15 protein-coding genes are annotated in these 16588 nt (G+C 63.8%); 9 read left to right on the forward strand and 6 right to left on the reverse strand.

Annotation, left to right across the window (positions count from 1 at the left end):
- Positions 1-5: 5 nt before the first annotated feature.
- Positions 6-1604: a glutamine-hydrolyzing GMP synthase gene (gene guaA, locus E2I15_RS09430; protein WP_155262290.1), complete on the reverse strand. Its 1599-nt coding sequence runs from the start codon at positions 1602-1604 to the stop codon at positions 6-8.
- A 136-nt stretch (positions 1605-1740) separates the two neighbouring features.
- On the opposite strand from guaA, the gene E2I15_RS09435 reads away from it, so the two are divergent.
- Positions 1741-2112, forward strand: a complete 372-nt coding sequence (locus E2I15_RS09435) for a nuclear transport factor 2 family protein (RefSeq protein WP_137479695.1) — start codon at positions 1741-1743, stop codon at positions 2110-2112.
- Between the two features lie 153 nt (positions 2113-2265).
- Here the strand turns inward: E2I15_RS09435 and E2I15_RS09440 are convergent, their stop codons facing one another.
- On the reverse strand, positions 2266-2718 hold the full coding sequence (locus E2I15_RS09440; RefSeq protein WP_137479694.1) for a winged helix-turn-helix transcriptional regulator: 453 nt from the start codon (positions 2716-2718) through the stop codon (positions 2266-2268).
- 114 nt (positions 2719-2832) lie between these two features.
- Here E2I15_RS09440 and E2I15_RS09445 point away from each other — a divergent pair, with 114 nt between their 5' ends.
- On the forward strand, positions 2833-4113 hold the full coding sequence (locus E2I15_RS09445) for an MFS transporter (RefSeq protein WP_137479693.1): 1281 nt from the start codon (positions 2833-2835) through the stop codon (positions 4111-4113).
- Positions 4114-4268: 155 nt separating this feature from the next.
- Here E2I15_RS09445 and E2I15_RS09450 read toward each other — a convergent pair whose 3' ends face one another.
- Both E2I15_RS09450 and E2I15_RS09455 read right to left on the reverse strand, forming a co-directional pair.
- Positions 4269-5570, reverse strand: coding sequence for an RsmB/NOP family class I SAM-dependent RNA methyltransferase (locus tag E2I15_RS09450; protein WP_137479692.1), 1302 nt, complete (start codon positions 5568-5570; stop codon positions 4269-4271).
- 22 nt (positions 5571-5592) lie between these two features.
- The gene (locus E2I15_RS09455; RefSeq protein ID WP_170991576.1) at positions 5593-6012 is read right to left on the reverse strand and encodes an MAPEG family protein; all 420 of its coding nucleotides are present in this window, start codon (positions 6010-6012) and stop codon (positions 5593-5595) included.
- 417 nt (positions 6013-6429) lie between these two features.
- On the opposite strand from E2I15_RS09455, the gene E2I15_RS09460 reads away from it, so the two are divergent.
- Positions 6430-7269 (forward strand): metallophosphoesterase family protein, encoded by an 840-nt coding sequence (locus E2I15_RS09460; RefSeq protein WP_137479691.1) that lies wholly within the window; start codon positions 6430-6432, stop codon positions 7267-7269.
- A 6-nt stretch (positions 7270-7275) separates the two neighbouring features.
- Here the strand turns inward: E2I15_RS09460 and E2I15_RS09465 are convergent, their stop codons facing one another.
- Together E2I15_RS09465 and curA are read right to left on the reverse strand one after the other, a co-directional pair.
- Positions 7276-7566: a hypothetical protein gene (locus E2I15_RS09465; protein ID WP_422109852.1), complete on the reverse strand. Its 291-nt coding sequence runs from the start codon at positions 7564-7566 to the stop codon at positions 7276-7278.
- Positions 7567-7676: 110 nt separating this feature from the next.
- Positions 7677-8699, reverse strand: a complete 1023-nt coding sequence (curA, locus tag E2I15_RS09470) for an NADPH-dependent curcumin/dihydrocurcumin reductase (RefSeq protein WP_028344684.1) — start codon at positions 8697-8699, stop codon at positions 7677-7679.
- 702 nt (positions 8700-9401) lie between these two features.
- Here curA and E2I15_RS09475 point away from each other — a divergent pair.
- The 6 genes from E2I15_RS09475 (at position 9402) to E2I15_RS09500 (ending at position 16557) form a co-directional block, all read left to right on the forward strand.
- Complete coding sequence (locus tag E2I15_RS09475; protein WP_137479690.1) at positions 9402-11372, forward strand: AMP-binding protein; 1971 nt, start codon at positions 9402-9404, stop codon at positions 11370-11372.
- Positions 11369-12154, forward strand: coding sequence for an ABC transporter ATP-binding protein (locus E2I15_RS09480; protein ID WP_137479689.1), 786 nt, complete (start codon positions 11369-11371; stop codon positions 12152-12154). Before E2I15_RS09475 ends, E2I15_RS09480 begins: the two co-directional genes overlap by 4 nt.
- A gap of 9 nt (positions 12155-12163) precedes the next feature.
- Positions 12164-13093 (forward strand): branched-chain amino acid ABC transporter permease, encoded by a 930-nt coding sequence (locus tag E2I15_RS09485; protein ID WP_137479688.1) that lies wholly within the window; start codon positions 12164-12166, stop codon positions 13091-13093.
- Between the two features lie 15 nt (positions 13094-13108).
- Positions 13109-14236: a branched-chain amino acid ABC transporter permease gene (locus tag E2I15_RS09490; RefSeq protein WP_137479687.1), complete on the forward strand. Its 1128-nt coding sequence runs from the start codon at positions 13109-13111 to the stop codon at positions 14234-14236.
- Between the two features lie 59 nt (positions 14237-14295).
- The gene (locus E2I15_RS09495) at positions 14296-15639 is read left to right on the forward strand and encodes an ABC transporter substrate-binding protein (protein WP_246668152.1); all 1344 of its coding nucleotides are present in this window, start codon (positions 14296-14298) and stop codon (positions 15637-15639) included.
- A 75-nt stretch (positions 15640-15714) separates the two neighbouring features.
- Positions 15715-16557 carry an ABC transporter ATP-binding protein gene (locus tag E2I15_RS09500; RefSeq protein ID WP_137479686.1) on the forward strand — a complete coding sequence of 281 codons (843 nt, stop codon included), beginning with the start codon at positions 15715-15717 and terminating at the stop codon, positions 16555-16557.
- The last annotated feature ends 31 nt before the right edge of the window (positions 16558-16588 follow it).

The raw sequence follows: 16588 nt of genomic DNA on the forward strand, positions 1-16588 counted from the left end.
CTCGCTTACTCCCACTCGATCGTCCCCGGCGGCTTTGACGTCACGTCGTACACCACCCTATTCACGCCCTTCACCTCGTTGATGATGCGCGTCGCGGTCTCGCCCAGGAACTTCATGTCGAACTGGTAGAAGTCCGCGGTCATGCCGTCGGTCGAGGTGACGGCGCGGAGGCCGACGACGTATTCGTAGGTGCGGCCGTCGCCCATCACGCCGACGGTCTTGACCGGCAGCAGCACGGCGAAGGCCTGCCAGATCGCATCGTAGAGGCCGTGCCTGCGGATCTGGTCGATATAGACCGCGTCCGCATTGCGCAGGATGTCGAGCTTTTCTTTTGTGATGTCGCCGGGGCAGCGGATGGCGAGGCCGGGGCCCGGGAACGGGTGGCGGCCGACGAACACTTCGGGCAGGCCGAGCTCGCGGCCGAGCACGCGCACCTCGTCCTTGAACAATTCGCGCAAGGGCTCGACGAGCTTCATGTTCATCCGTGCCGGGAGGCCGCCGACATTGTGGTGCGACTTGATGGTCACCGACGGGCCGCCGGTGAAGGAGACGCTCTCGATCACGTCGGGATAGAGCGTGCCCTGCGCCAAAAACTCCGCGCCGCCGATTTTCTTCGCCTCAGCCTCGAACACGTCGATGAACAGCCGCCCGATGGTCTTGCGCTTCACCTCGGGGTCGGTGACGCCCTCGAGCTCGCCGAGAAACTGCTTCGACGCGTCCACATGGACCAGCGGGATGTTGTAATGGTTGCGGAACAGGTCGACGACGGTCTTGGCCTCGTCGAGCCGCAGCAGGCCGTGATCGACGAACACGCAGGTGAGCTGGTCGCCGATCGCCTCGTGGATCAGCACCGCCGCAACGGCGGAATCGACGCCGCCGGAGAGGCCGCAGATCACCTTGCCCGAGCCTACCTGGGCGCGGACCTTCTCGATCGCCTCCTCGCGGAAGGCGCGCATGGTCCAGTCGCCGGTGAGACCAGCGACCTTGCGCACGAAGTTGCGCAAGAGCTTTGCGCCGTCGGGCGTGTGCACCACCTCGGGATGGAACATCAGGCCGTAATATTTGCGCGTCTCGTCCTGGATGATCGCGAACGGCGCGTTCGGCGAGGTGCCGGCGACCGAGAAGCCGGGCGGCATCTTGGTGATGCGGTCGCCATGGCTCATCCACACCTGGTGCTTCTCGCCGTGGTTCCAGATGCCGTCGAACAGCTGGCTATCGGTCTGCACCTCGACATCGGCGCGGCCGAACTCGCGGTGGTGGCCGCCCTCGACCTCTCCGCCGAGCTGGGCAGCCAGCGTCATCTGGCCGTAGCAGATGCCGAGCACCGGAACGCCTGACTCGAAGATCAGCTGCGGGGCGCGCGGCGAGCCGGTCTCGTGCACTGACTCGGGGCCGCCCGAGAGGATCACCGCTTTCGGCTTCATCTCCCTGAAGGCGGCCTCGGCCTTCTGGAACGGCACGATCTCGGAATAGACGCCCATCTCGCGGACGCGGCGGGCGATCAGTTGCGTCACCTGGCTGCCGAAATCGACAATCAGAATCTTGTCATGCGCCGAGGCCACGGAAGGCGTCGACGAGTTTTGGGCTGTGTTCTGGGCTGTCATGGCAAGCAGATACGCGACGGCGCCCGCCCCCGCAACCGCGCTCGAAGGGGCGCCCACATTCTTCTTTGGGCATGGACAAATCCATATAGGTCAGTATTATTGACCTAATTTGGCCATGAGCCACATGGAGGAACCAATGCCGGATTTTCACGACCCATCGCGCCTCACGGCGCTCGGCCGCGACTGGATCGCCGCCTGGAATGCGCGCGACCTCGAGCGCGTGCTTTCGATGTATGCCGAGGATGCCGAGATGACCTCGGACCGGATCCCGGCGCTCGGCTTCGGCGCATCGGGCACCGTGCGCGGCAAGGCGAGCTTGCGGGCCTATTGGAGCGCGGCGCTGGCGAAATTGCCCGAACTGCATTTCGAGCTGATCGACCTCTATGTCTCGCCCGACAGCGTCGTCGTGTTCTACCAGAACGAACGCGGCAAGAAGATCTGCGAGTATCTGCGGCTGGATGCCGAGGGGAAAATTCGGCAGGGCTCGGCGAACCATCTGGTGGGTTGAGATTGCTTCTCAGCCGCCATTGCGAGCCACCCGGTCGGCGCGAAGCGCCGCCGGATGACAGGCACCGCGAAGCAATCCATTTGTCCGCAGATGCGGAACTATGGATTGCTTCGTCACTTCGCTCCTCGCGATGACGTGGAGGGAGCGCGGCGCTCACCGCCTCCGCGCCGCAACCTTCCTTACCCTCGTGTCCGCCCAGCTCAGCGGCCTGCCGCTCTTCGACGGCAACACGAGCTGCCCGACCGCCTGCCCGGCCTGGTCCAGCAGCACCGAATGCGGCTCGCCGCGCGCGTAGAGATGCGCCTCGCCCCATTGTCTGAGACCAACCACGATCGGGAACAGGTCGTGGCCCCGCCTGGTCAGCACATATTCCTGATAGGCGCTGCCGTCGGAGGCCGCGACCTGCTCGAGCACGCCGAGCTCGACCAGCGTGCGCAGCCGCGTCGTCAGCATGCCCTTGGCGATGCCGAGATTCTTCTGGAAGTCGCCGAACCGGCGCAGGCCGTCGAACGCGTCGCGCACGATCAGCAGCGACCACCAGTCGCCGATCGCGTCCAGCGCGCGCGCCACCGGGCATTCCGCTTTTGCAAATGCGGTCCGCTTCATCGCACTCCGCCTCCCTCGATCACGATTCCGAACTGGTCTTAAAATAGGACTAGACAGCGTCCGGCGCAACTGGTCTCATGATGAGACCAGATTGCGAATTGCAGCGGAGGCAAGATGACGAACCAGACCATGGCTGAGGCCCGGCCGGCCGAGGGCGCTCACAAGACGCACAACAAGTCCGGCGACACCATGGCTCGCGCGCTGTCGCCCGCCGTCGTGCTGCTGTTCGCCGTCGCCTGCGGCCTCAGCGTCGCCAACATCTATTTCGCGCAGCCGCTGCTCGACACTATGGCGCAGGATCTCTCCATCACGCCGGCGGTGATCGGCGGCGTCGTGACGTTGACCCAGGTCGGCTACGCCGTCGGCCTGATGCTGATCGTGCCGCTCGGCGATCTCTGGGACCGCCGCAGGCTGATCGTCGGCCAGACCGTGCTGTCGGCGATCGCGCTCACCATCGTCGGCACCGCGCCGAACGCCGCGGTGCTGCTTGCCGGCATGGTGCTGGTCGGACTGCTCGCCGTCGTGATCCAGGTGCTGGTCGCCTACGCCGCGACGCTGGCAGCGCCGGCCGACCGCGGCCGCACCATCGGCACCGTCACCAGCGGCGTGGTTTCGGGCATTCTGCTGGCACGTTTTGCCGCCGGCGCGCTGGCCGATCTCGGCGGCTGGCGCGTGGTCTACCTCACCTCGGCCGCGCTGACGCTGGTGCTGGCGGCGCTATTGGCACGCGCGCTGCCGCGGCATGCACCGCAGCCGATGGCCGGATCGTCCTACGCAAAGCTGCTGCGCTCGACGGTCGCGCTGTTCGTCGAGGAGCAGGTCCTGCGCGAACGCGTGGTGTTCGCGCTTTTGATCTTCGCGAGCTTCAGCGTGTTCTGGAGCTCGGTCGTGCTGCCGCTCGCGGCACCCCCGCTCTCCTTGTCGCACACCACGATCGGGATGCTCGGGATCGCGGGCCTCGCCGGCGCGCTGGCGGCACGCAATTCCGGCCAGCTCGCCGACCGCGGCTGGGGGCAGCGCACCACCGGCCTGTCGCTGCTGCTGATGCTCGCCGGCTGGGTGCCGATCGCCTGCCTCAACACCTCGTTGTGGCTGGTCGTGGCCGGCGTGCTGATGATCGACTTCGCCGTGCAGGCGATCCATGTCACCAACCAGAGCCTGATCGTCGCCGCGCGCCCCGAGGCGGCGAGCCGGCTGGTCGGCGGCTACATGGTGTTCTATTCGATCGGAACAGGTTTTGGCGCGATCAGCTCGACGATGGCCTACGCGGCCGCTGGCTGGCCCGGCGTCTGCGTGTTGGGTGCTGCGATCAGCGCCTGCGCGCTGCTGTACTGGGTGATCGTGGTGAGCAGGACGCCCGCGGCGCAGAGCGTTTGCACCGTCCCGTCACCCTGAGGAGCGCTCTTGCCCGCGTCTCGAAGAGCGACGGCCCGCGTCCATCCCCATCCTTCGAGGCTCGCCGAGCGTTGCTCGCGCATCGCTCGGCGCACACCTCAGGCGACAACGGCAAGCCGTTGCGCCGGCGACAACGGCAAGCCGTTGGGCCGGGATCACGCCTGGCGCTTGAGGATGCTGACGAAGAACCCGTCCGTGCCGGTGCGGCGCGGCGTCATCAGCAGGCCCTCCGCCGACAGCAGCGCGGCCTCGGCAAACGCCTCGGCTTTGTCCCACAGCACCGCTGCGGTCTGCTCGGGCGGCTGCACGGAGAACTCCGGATGCCGCGCGATGAAGGCCCTGACCTGCTCGCCGTTCTCTTCCGAAAGCACCGAGCAGGTGATGTAGGCGATCCGGCCGCCGCCCTTCACCAGCGGCGCGGCGCGCGCCAGCACCTCGGCCTGATCCTTCAGCCGCACCTCGAGCGCGCCGGGGCGCATGCGCCATTTGGCGTCGGGATTGCGGCGCCAGGTGCCGGTGCCGGTGCACGGCGCGTCGATCAGCACGAGGTCGGCGGAGGCCTTGATGTCGGACAGCACCTCCTCCTCGCCGCGCGGCGTGCGCACATCGCAATTGTGCACGCCGGCGCGCGAGAGCCGCTCATGGATCGGCGCGAGCTGGCGCTTGTCGCTGTCGGTCGCGATCAGCCGGCCCTTGCCTTGCATCATTGCTGCCACCGCCAGCGTCTTGCCGCCGGCGCCGGCGCAGAGGTCGATCACCTGCTCGCCGGGCTTAGCCGCCGAGAACAGCGCGGCGAGCTGCGAGCCCTCGTCCTGAACCTCGATGGCGCCCTTGATGAAATCCTCCTCGGCATGGATGCCGGGATTGCGCGCGTCGGCGCCGAGCTCGATGCGCAGGCCGAGCGGCGACCACGGCGTTTCCTTGGCGCCGAGATGCGACAGCCGCGGCAGGATCTTCTCGCGCTTGCCGCGCAGCGTGTTGACGCGCAGATCGAGCGGCGCGCGGCTCGCCATCGCGGTCGCTTCCGCCGCGCGGTCGTCGCCGAACACCTTTGCCAGATGCGGGTCGAGCCAGTCCGGATAGTCGCCCGCGACATGCGCCGGCGCCTCCTTGAGCGAACGCGAGGCCAGCGCCGCCTCCTCGGTCGCGGTCAGCGGATCGGGCGCGAACCGGCCGCCGTCGCACAGCGCCTGGATCGTGGCAATATCCATGCCGCGCTCGAGCTTGAGCATGCCGAGCACGCGCGACCGGGCGCTGGCGTCATCCATCAAGTAGGCCGCGGAGGATTGCCGGCGCAGCACGTCCCAGATCAGGCCGGAGATCGCGGCGCGATCGCCGGAGCCGGCATAGCGGTGCGCGGTGCCCCATTCCTTCAGCGCTTTCGCCGCGGGAACGCGCTGTGCGTCGATGGTGGCGATCAGCTCGATCGCGGCGGAAAGCCGGGCAGCGGGGGTCATTGATCTCTTTCGGTTGGGCGCATCAGATCAGCAGCAGTCTGAGCGCGAAATACAGCCACATGGCCGCCAGCACCAGCGCGCCGGCGAACCAGGCGAGCGAGCGCGGCCGCACGTCGTTGGAGGTGACGAACACGCTGGCATGGGCAAACCGCGTCACCACGAACACCCAGGACATCAGCACGATGAACAGATCGGCACGCCGCAGCGGCAGCGCAATAGCGATCAGGACATAGAACAGGATCGGCAGTTCGAACTGGTTGGCGAAGCAGTTGCCGAACTTGGTGGCCTGGGCCGGCCAGTTCGGCTCGCGCAGCGCGATGTCTCCGATCTTGGTCTCGCCGCTCGTCAGCGCCCTTGTACGCGTCGTCGCCATGGCGAACAACAGCGCGAAGGCGAGCCCGATCTGGATGAAGACCGGCAGCAGAACCATTTGAACCGACATCAAAAATCTCCCTCAGCCGCGGGCGCCCTGCCGCCCTCTTAGCCGCCGCTCGCCCCCAAGACAATGAGCGCCCAATGAAGCGGCCCAATAAGGCGCCCGGGTAACCCGTTGAAACATCACCCGAGCCCGGATGACCAACTCCCAGGACCAATAGCGGTTTCAGCCCCTCACGGATGACGCGATCAGCATCATCACCCCGATACTCGACAGCGCGGCCCCGGGCAGCGACGTGCCCGGCATGGTGACGGCGGGGCTCGCCGGCGTCGGTGCGGCAACTGGCGATCCAGCGACGGCACCAAAGACGCAAAACCAAACAACACATCAAACAGGGCTTCAAACGAGGCATCGAACAAGACGGCAAAATCGTCATCGTTCCGACTTCGCGCCGACCTATGCTCCGGCCGAAAGGAGCGATGCATGCCCCAATTTCGCCTGACACAAATCTCCGACACCCATCTCGCGCGCCGCTTCAGGCCGCTCATCGACAACTTTCATCGCGTCAGCGAGCACATCGACGCGACGCGTCCCGATCTCGTGCTCAACTCCGGCGACGTCTCGTTCGACGGGCCGACCAGTCGCGACGACTTGGCGTTCGCCAAGGAGCTGCACAACGCGCTGCCGGTCGATTGCCTCTATCTGCCGGGCAACCACGACATCGGCGACAATCCGACCGCAGTCGGCGCGCCACCGACGCAACTGCCGACCGAGGAGACGCGCGGCGCCTTCACCTCGGTGCTCGGCGAGGACCGTTGGCACTTCGACGCTGCCGGCTGGTGCTTCATCGGGCTGAATTCGCTGATCATGAACACCGGCCTCGACAGCGAGGCCGAGCAATTCGACTGGCTCGCAGGCACGCTCGACAAAGCCGTCGGCAGGCCGGTCGCGCTGTTCCTGCACAAGCCGCTCTATCTCGACCTGCCCTACGATGCCGAGCGCGCCGAGACCGCGATCCGCTTCGTCCCGCAGCCGGCGCGCCGCCGCCTGATCGAGATGTTCGGCAAGGTCGATTGGCGTCTGGTCGGCAGCGGCCATGTGCACCAGCGCCGCGACTACACGTTCGAGCATGTCAGACAGATCTGGGCGCCCTCGGCCGGCTTCATCATCTCTGACGCGCGGCAGGAGGTGATCGGCATCAAGGAAGTTGGTCTCGTCGAATACCGCTTCCAGCCCGACAGTTTCGAGGTCCGCCACGTCAGGGCGAAGGGCCAGGTCGATGTCGACCTGGAGATGCTGCTCGGCAAGGAGCCGGCGGCCTGAGCCGCGTCAGCTCCGCGCCGCGTCGTTCAGGTCCCGCTTGATCACCGTGAGCAGCGCCTGCAGCGAGTCCTTGTTCGGCTGCGGCGCCGGCGGCGGGCGCCGCACGCGAGGCACCTGCGGCACGAAGCGGACCGGCTCCGTGTCCGGCTGCTCCTCGACGAATTTTCCATGCAAGACGTCGTCGCGGCGGCCCATGACGAACATCGTCGCCCAATAGCCGACGGAGAGGAGAATGACTCCGAAAACAATAAGTTCAAAAACCATGGCTACACCTGAAATATAGCCATATTGAATCAACTGCCGCGGGTTTCCGTCAAGCGAATGGGGGCCAAAAGGCCCCCAAATCCCCGCCATTGTGGCGCATTTGATACTTTGTTGCGCGGAATGGGAGCTTCCGGGCCCTTAACTCAGGCCTTGTCCGGCCCGACCCGGACCAGCTGCTTGCCGAAATTGGCGCCCTTGAGCAGGCCCATGAAGGCCTCCGGCGCGCTGTCCAGGCCCTCGGTCACGAACTCCTTGTACTTGACCTTGCCCTCGCGCACCCACTGCGACATGTCGCGGAGGAAGTCGCCATGCATGGCGGCGAAGTCGCTGACGATGAAGCCGCGGAAGGTCAGCCGCTTGGTCAGGATGTTGCGCATCATCGCGCCGGCCCATTTCGGGGCGTGCGCTTCAGTGTCGTTGTAATGCGCGATCAGGCCGCAGACCGGGATGCGCGCGAACGCATTGAGCAGTGGAAACACCGCGTCGAACACCGCGCCGCCGACATTCTCGAAATAGACGTCGATGCCCTTCGGGCAGGCTTCCTTCAGCTTCGCCGCGAGATTGGGATCGCGGTGATCGAGGCACTCGTCGAAGCCGAGCTCGTTCTTGACGTAGGCGCACTTGTCCTTGCCGCCGGCAATGCCGATCGCCCGCGCGCCCTTGATCTTGGCGATCTGGCCGACCGCCGAGCCGACCGCGCCGGACGCGGCCGCGACCACCACCGTCTCGCCCGCCTGCGGCTTGCCGATCTCGAGCAGGCCGGTATAGGCGGTCATGCCGGGCATGCCGAGCACACCGACCGCGGTCGAGATCGGCGCGATCTTCGGATCGATCTTGGCGAGGCCCTTGCCGTCGGACAGCACATGGGTCTGCCAGCCCGCGCGCGACAGCACGATATCGCCCTTGGCAAAGCCGGGATTGTTGGAGGCGATCACCTCGCTCACCGTGCCGCCTTCCATCACGCCGCCGACCGGCACCGGTGCGGCATAGGACGGACCGTCCGCCATGCGGCCGCGCATATAGGGATCGAGCGACAGCCAGATGGTGCGCAGCAGCACCTCGCCCGCACCCGGTGTCGGCGGCGTGTAGTCCTCGAGCCTGAAATTGGCGGACGTGGGCTCGCCGTGCGGGCGCGAAGCCAGAACGATGCGCTTTCCTTGGGACATGTTGATTTCCTCTTGAGGTGATTGGTTCGTGGCGGACACGTAGTCATGCAATCCAGTTCCCCGCAAGGGAGATGGATTTGCTCTTTCGCGCAGCCCTGTTTGAAATGTTGTTTGAAATGACGGCTGTCATGCCAGGCACATTGGCGGCAACGCGATACTGTCATGTCGGGGCGGTTCGCAGCGCCCCTGGTGGCGGCAGTGTCACGGGGCGCCACCGGCAAACGAAGCGGCCATGGTCAAGTCGCCTCATCCGACCTCGCCATCCGGCAGCGGAGTCAAAGCGGTCAGGCTGCCCTCCAAGGGTCGCAACGCGGGCGGCCGCGCGGCAAATCGGCAATCGGTTTCCGGTCGCCCTCGAAACCTGAGTGGCGCAGGACTTCGGTCCGCTTCGCGGGAGCGCCCGGCGGTCGTGAGGCTCTCCGAGGCATTGGGGTTACCTCTTGAGGGCCGATCAGCGTCTTCGCGCCGCAATGTCGGTCTGCTGGCGGCCGGATTCACCTTCGGCGAATTGGCAGCAGGCAGACCTATCTCTGCCGCGCGCGCCCGCGGCAAAAACGCGACCTATCAATCTGGCACTTGTCGGACTTGCGATTCGCTGTAATCTCGCACCATGCGGCACTCGCATGTCTGCTACCCAAAAATGGAGCAGGCATCACCATAACAGGAGCGAACCAACGCTTCGGTTTTTGGATCGAGACCGACATGGCCGGCGGCGGATCGTATGACACGTTTCCCAAATTGCTGCTGCGAAACACGGCACAATTTGGCACGCGGCCAGCGTTCCGGCACAAGGATCTTGGCATCTGGCAGAGCTGGACCTGGGCTGAGGTTGCCGAGATCGTACGTAGCTACGCCGCCGGCCTGCATCGCCTTGGCTTGCGGCCGGGCGAGACAATCGCGGTAGTCGGCTCCAATCGGCCCAAGCTTTACTGGACCATGATGGCAGCGCAGACGCTGCGCGCAATCCCCGTTCCCGTCTACTCCGATGCAGTGGCTGATGAGCTTGCTTTTGTTCTCGCTCACGCCGAGGCGACGGTGGTCGCAGCGCAGGACCAGGAGCAGGTCGACAAGGTCCTGTCGGTGTCCGACCGACTGCCGCAACTCAACAGGATTATCTACGACGAACCGCGCGGAATCGACGGCTACGACCACGGTCGACTGATCGCAATCGGCGATATCATCAATGACGGCCGCACCGCGCTTGCAGCCGACCCAGCGCTTGGCGAACGTATCGATCAATCCATCCGGGCCGGCAACGGTTCGGACATCGCGGTCATCCTCTACACCTCGGGAACGACCGCCGCGCCCAAGGGCGTCATGCTGTCGGCGCGAGGCTGCATCGATGCTGCAACAGACACCACGCGGTTCGACAAGTTGACCGACAAGGACGTGGTGCTGGCCTATCTGCCGCTGGCCTGGGCGGGCGATCATTACGTCAGCTATGCGCAAGGCCTGGTGGCCGGATTCTGCATGGCGTGCCCCGAGAGCAGCAACACAATCGAGCAGGATCGGCATGAGATAGGACCAACCTTCTACCTGGCTCCGCCACGCGGTTTCGAGGCCATGCTGACGCGGCTGATGGTCCGGATGGAGGACGCAGCGCCGATCAAGCGGCGACTGTTCGCCTACTTTCTGGACGTTGCGCGGCGGTATGGCGAGCAAGTCTTGACGGGACGTCCGGTGCCGCTGTCAGGCCGATTGCTCTATGCGCTCGGACGCTGGCTGGTCTACGAGCCTCTCAAGAACGTTCTTGGCCTGTCTCAGGTGCGCGTCGCATACACCGGAGGTGAAGCTATCGGTCCGGATCTGTTCGCGTTCTACCGCGCGATCGGACTGAACCTGAAACAGCTCTACGGCCAGACCGAAGCGTTCCTCTATGTAACGTGTCAGCCCGATGGCGAGATCTACCCGGATACGGTCGGTCCGCCGGCGCCCAACGTCGACATCCGCATCGCGGAATCGGGCGAAGTGCAATTTCGCTCGCCTGGCATGTTCCTCGGATACTTCAAGGATCAGGCAAAGACCGCGGAAGCGATGACGTCCGATGGATATGTCAGGACCGGCGATGCCGGCTTTTTCGACGACAAGACCGGGCATCTGAAGATCATCGATCGTGCGAAGGACGTCGGTCGATTGGGTGACGGCACGATGTTTGCTCCCAAGTACCTCGAGAACAAACTGAAGTTCTATCCCAATATCAAGGAAGCGATCACGTTCGGCGACTCGAGAGAGTTCGTATGCGCCATGCTCAACATCGACCCGGTCGCGGTCGCGAATTGGGCGGAGCGCAACAACGTCGCCTACGGGTCCTATCAGGAGCTTGCCGGGCATCCGCTGGTCTACGACATGGTCGCCAAAGACGTTGCCGCGGTGAACCGCTCCCTGGCCGGGGAAAGGGTGCTTGCGGGCGCCCAGATTCGCCGCTTCCTCATTCTGCACAAGGAGCTCGACGCGGATGACGGCGAGCTGACACGCACGCAGAAAGTGCGCCGCCGCTTCATTGCCGAACGCTACGCGTCGTTGGTCACGGCACTCTACAACGGAGCGCATGACGCCGACATTTCCACGGAAGTGACGTTTGAGGACGGCCGGAAGGGCACGATCGCGGCACGAGTCAAGATTCGCGACATGGAGATCATCGGTCCGGCAGAGACGCTGGGAAGAGCAGCATGAGAGCGCCCAACACCAACGAAATCCTGCTGCAGGTCGAGGGCGTGGCACTGGCCTTCGGCGGCGTCAAGGCGCTGCGGGACGTCTCGTTCAACGTCAGAAAAGGCGAAATTCGCGCCATCATCGGCCCCAACGGCGCCGGCAAAACCTCAATGCTGAACGTCGTCAACGGTTTCTATCATCCTAACCATGGCGCCATCACCTTCAAGGGAAGCACCCGGTCCAAAATGCAGCCCTTCGAAGCGGCGCGCGGCGGCATCGCGCGCACCTTTCAGAATGTCGCCCTGTTCAAGGGCATGAGCGCGCTCGACAACATCATGACAGGCCGCACCTTGAAGGTGCGCCGGGGGCTGTTGTGGCAGCTGCTGCGTTATGGCCCTGCCCTCGCAGAGGAGATCGAGCATCGGCGCAAGGTCGAGGAGATCATCGACTTTCTGGAAATCGAGACAATCCGCAAGGTGCCGGTCGGGCGTCTGCCATACGGCTTGCAGAAGCGTGTCGAACTCGGTCGCGCCCTGGCGATGGAGCCCGACCTTCTGCTCCTCGACGAGCCGATGGCAGGCATGAACCTGGAGGAGAAGGAGGACATGTCGCGGTTCATCATCGATGTGAACAACCATTACGGCACGACCATTGCCCTGATCGAGCACGACATGGCCGTGGTCATGGATCTCTCGGACCGCGTAGCGGTGCTTGATCACGGCGTGAAGATCGCCGACGGCACGCCTGATGAAGTGAAGAGAAGTCAAGCCGTCATCGACGCATATCTTGGCGTCGCGCATTGAGGTGCGTCCATGATCGCACTGGGTCAGTTTCTCGAGGTCCTTATCGGCGGATTGATGTCCGGCGTGCTCTATTCGCTGGTCGCGCTCGGCTTCGTGCTGATCTTCAAGGCATCGGGCGTATTCAACTATGCGCAGGGAGCAATGGTCTTGCTCGCGGGATTGGCGTTGGTTCGCGCCCTCGACCTCCTGGTCGCCAACGGGCTCCCGCTTTGGGTCGCGGTCATCCTCGCTATCGGCTTTGCCGCCGTGATCATGGCGACAACCGCCTGGCTCATCGAGCGGTTCGTGATCGGACCTCTGGTCAACCAGGACGGCTTGACGCTGTTCATGTCGACGATCGGCGTGACATTCGTCATCGAGGGCGCCGCGGAGATGATCTTCGGATCGGATGTCTACCCATTGCGGCTGTTCCCGACCGACGCCTGGTTCTTGTTTGAAGGCCTGTTCCCGGGCGGGATTCTGGTCAACAAGCTGGATGTCTGGGGCGCATTGATCGCGGGCATCCTGGTCGCCGGCCTCGCGGTCTTCTTTCAGCGTACCAAGACCGGTCGCGCGCTCAGAGCCGTGGCCGACGACCATTTGGCCGCGCACTCGATCGGGATTCCAATCAGTTGGATCTGGTTCGTGGTCTGGCTCGTTGCCGGCCTCGTTGCGCTCGTCGCGGCGACCGTGTGGGGGACCAAGCTTGGCGTGCAGTTCTCCATCACGTTTCTCGCGCTGAAGGCTTTGCCGGTCCTGATCATCGGCGGCCTCACCTCGATTCCCGGGGCCATCGTCGGCGGGCTCATTGTCGGGGCGGGTGAGAAGCTCGCAGAGGTATATCTCGGGCCATCCATCGGCGGCGGCATCGAATATTGGTTTGCCTACGTGCTGGCGTTGGCGGTGCTGCTCTTGCGGCCGCAGGGCCTGTTCGGCGAGCGGATCATCGAACGCGTCTGAGGCAAGGAGGTCGTTGTGCTCTATCGCGAAGCCGGCCAGTTCAAGGCGACCTATGCGGAGGATATGGCGATCTTCCCGATCCGGCAGGATCGTATTGCTCTCGCTGTCCTGCTCGGAATTGCGTTCATTGGCGTGCCGCTGCTGGCCACCTTCCGGATCTGGCCGTTCGGCACCGACTATCTGTTGTGGGCCATCCTGCTGCCCTTCCTCATCCTAGCGCTCGCCGCCATCGGGACAAACATCCTCGTCGGCTATTGCGGCCAGATCTCGCTCGGCAGCGGCGCGTTCATGGCCATCGGCGCCTATTCCGCCTACAAGCTGGCGACCGGCGTTCATATCCCGCTTGCCTGGCTTGGCTTCGCGATCGCGATCCCACCGTTGCCCGTGCTGGCATCCATTCTGCTTGGCGGGCTCATGGCGGCGGGTGCCGGAATCCTGTTCGGCATTCCCAGTCTGCGGATCAAGGGTCTCTACCTGGCGGTCGCAACGCTCGCCGCGCAGTTCTTCTTCGATTGGGCGTTCCTGCGGATCCCGTGGTTCACCAACTACGCCCCGTCGGGATCAGTGAATGCGCCGGAACTGGATTTCTTCGGTATGGTCGTTCGCTCGCCGGTCGAGCGTTACCTGCTGTGCCTGGCCGTCGTGACCGTGATGGCGGTGCTGGCGAAAAATCTCGTGCGCGGCAATCTCGGCAGGCAATGGATGGCGATCCGCGACATGGATATCGCCGCCGAGCTGATCGGCATCAGGCCGCTCTATGCAAAACTAACGGCTTTCGCGGTCTCTTCGTTCATCATCGGGGTGGCTGGTGCGCTCTGGGCGTTCGTCTACCTTGGTTCATGGGAGCCGCTTGCGTTCTCGATCGATCGCTCGCTCGAGCTTCTGTTCATGGTCATCATCGGCGGGCTCGGCTCGATCATGGGCTCGTTCATCGGAGCAGCTTTCATCCTCATCGTGCCGATCATGCTGAATGTGATTCCGACCAAGCTCGGCCTGCCACTGTCGACGCAAACGATCACTCACCTCCAGTTCATCATCTTCGGATCCTTGATCTGTTATCTGCTCATCAAGGAACCCCATGGCTTCGCCCGGCTGATATCGATCGGCAAGGAGAAGCTCAGACTTTGGCCGTTTCCCTATTGAGGAATGCGGCCGCTGACAACGGACAGGAAGGAAGTACCGCGGACGGGAAAGAGCGCTTTATGAAGGAGGATATCGATATGGCAAGTATTGCACGCAGGTTACTGATACTCGCGACCGCCTTGGCCGGCGCGGCGCTTAGCGCACCGGCCGCAGCGCAAAACGAACAGTTCATCCCAATTCTGTCCTACCGGACCGGACCGTACGCTGTGAACGGCGCGCCCTACGCAAACGGCGTAGTAGACTATTACAACCTGGTCAATGAACGTGACGGCGGCATCAACGGCGTCAGGATTCTGATCGAGGAATGCGAGACGGGGTACGCGACCGACAAGGGAGTGGAGTGTTACGAGCGTCTGAAGAGCAAAGGACCAACCGGCGCGGCCTTCATCAATCCGCTGTCGACCGGGATCACCTTCGCACTCACCGAAAAGACCACGGCTGACAAGATCCCGATCATTACGATGGGGTATGGCCGTGCCGATTCCAAGAACGGCGCGGTGTTCGCGTATAATTTTCCATTGCTCGGCACGTATTGGTCCGCGGCCGATATCGCGATCCAGCACGTCGCCAAGGAACTCGGCGGCTTCGACAAGCTGAAAGGCAGGAAGATTTCGCTGCTGTACCATGACAGCCCCTATGGCAAAGAACCAATTCCGATGCTGCAGGTGCTGGCGCAGAAGTACGGCTTTGAGTTCACGCCGATTCCCGTCACGCATCCCGGCGTCGAGCAGAAGTCGCAATGGCTGGCGATCCGCCAGCATCGGCCGGACTATGTCCTGGTCTGGGGCTGGGGCGTCATGAACAGCACGGCAATCAAGGAGGCAGCCGCCGTCGCCTATCCGCGCGACAAGATGATCGGTGTTTGGTGGTCGGGCGCAGAGCCCGATGTGACGCCGGCGGGCGATCAGGCCAGCGGTTACAAATCGTTGATGCTTCAGCATGGCGCAGGAAAATTCCCCGCGCACGCCGACATAGAGAAGTACGTCTACGCCAAGGGAAAGGGTTCGACAGAACCTGGCAAGATCGGCGAAGTTCTCTACAACCGCGGCATGGCGAATGCCATGCTCGGCGTAGAGGCGATCCGCAAGGCGCAAGAAAAATTCGGCAAGCAACCGCTGACGGGCGAGCAGGTCCGTTGGGGCCTTGAGAACTTGATACTCACCGATGCACGAATCAAGGAGCTCGGTTTTGAGGGAATGTTGAAGCCGGTCAGCATTTCCTGCTCCGACCACGAAGGCGCGCGCTACGGGCGCGTCCAGCAATGGGATGGCAAGGGTTGGAAAGTGATCTCCGACTGGTACACGGCTGACGAATCGCTCATCGAACCGCTCGTCGCCGATGTGTCCGCGAAGTATGCCGCGGAGAAGAAGATCAAGCCGCGCGACTGCGCGAAAGAAACCTGACCCCGTGCGAGTGATCCGGGAGACAGGTTTGCCTGCTCCCGGATCCCGGCCCCTGCTCGGCTTGGAGGTCTGCGCATGTCAATCGCCAAGGTGATCACCGCTGCGACGGAAGCGGCAGCGCTGATTCTATCGGTCAACAATATCGAGGTTGTCTACGATCACGTCATTCTTGTGTTGAAGGGCGTCTCGCTGGAAGTCCCGCGAGGCGGCATTGTTGCGCTTCTCGGCGCCAACGGCGCCGGCAAGACGACGACGCTGAAGGCGGTCTCCAACCTGCTGCACGCGGAGCGTGGCGAGGTCACCAAAGGCTCGATCCTGTTCAACGGCGTCGAGGTGAAGTCCCTGTCGCCAAACGAGGTGGTGCGACGCGGCTGCATCCAGGTGATGGAGGGTCGGCGTGCCTTCCCTCATCTGACGGTCGAGGAGAACATCCTGACCGGCGCCTTTACGCGGACGGACGGCAAGCTCGCGATCGCGCAGGACCTTGAACGTGTCTATGCTTATTTCCCCCGCCTCAAAGAGCGACGCAGTTCCACCGCCGGCTATACGTCGGGCGGCGAACAGCAGATGTGCGTGATTGGCCGCGCGCTGATGTCGCGCCCGAAGTTGATCCTGCTCGACGAACCATCGATGGGCCTCGCGCCGCAGATCGTCGAAGAGATCTTCGAGATCGTGAAGGATCTCAACGCCAGGGAAGGCGTATCGTTTCTTCTCGCCGAGCAGAACACCAATATGGCGCTCAGATATGCAAGCCACGGCTACATCCTCGAAAACGGCCGCGTGGTGATGGACGGCGAAGCGCACGCCCTTGCGGCAAACGAGGACGTCAAGGAGTTCTATCTTGGCGTCGCCGGGGAAAAGCGAAAATCATACCGCGATGTGAAGCACTACAAGCGACGCAAGCGCTGGCTCGCCTAGGAGATAATGGCGTCCAGGAATCCCGAGACTC

Origin of the sequence: Bradyrhizobium sp. BR2003, from assembly GCF_009720285.1 — a bacterium.
Classification (GTDB): Bacteria; Pseudomonadota; Alphaproteobacteria; order Rhizobiales; family Xanthobacteraceae; genus Bradyrhizobium; species Bradyrhizobium elkanii.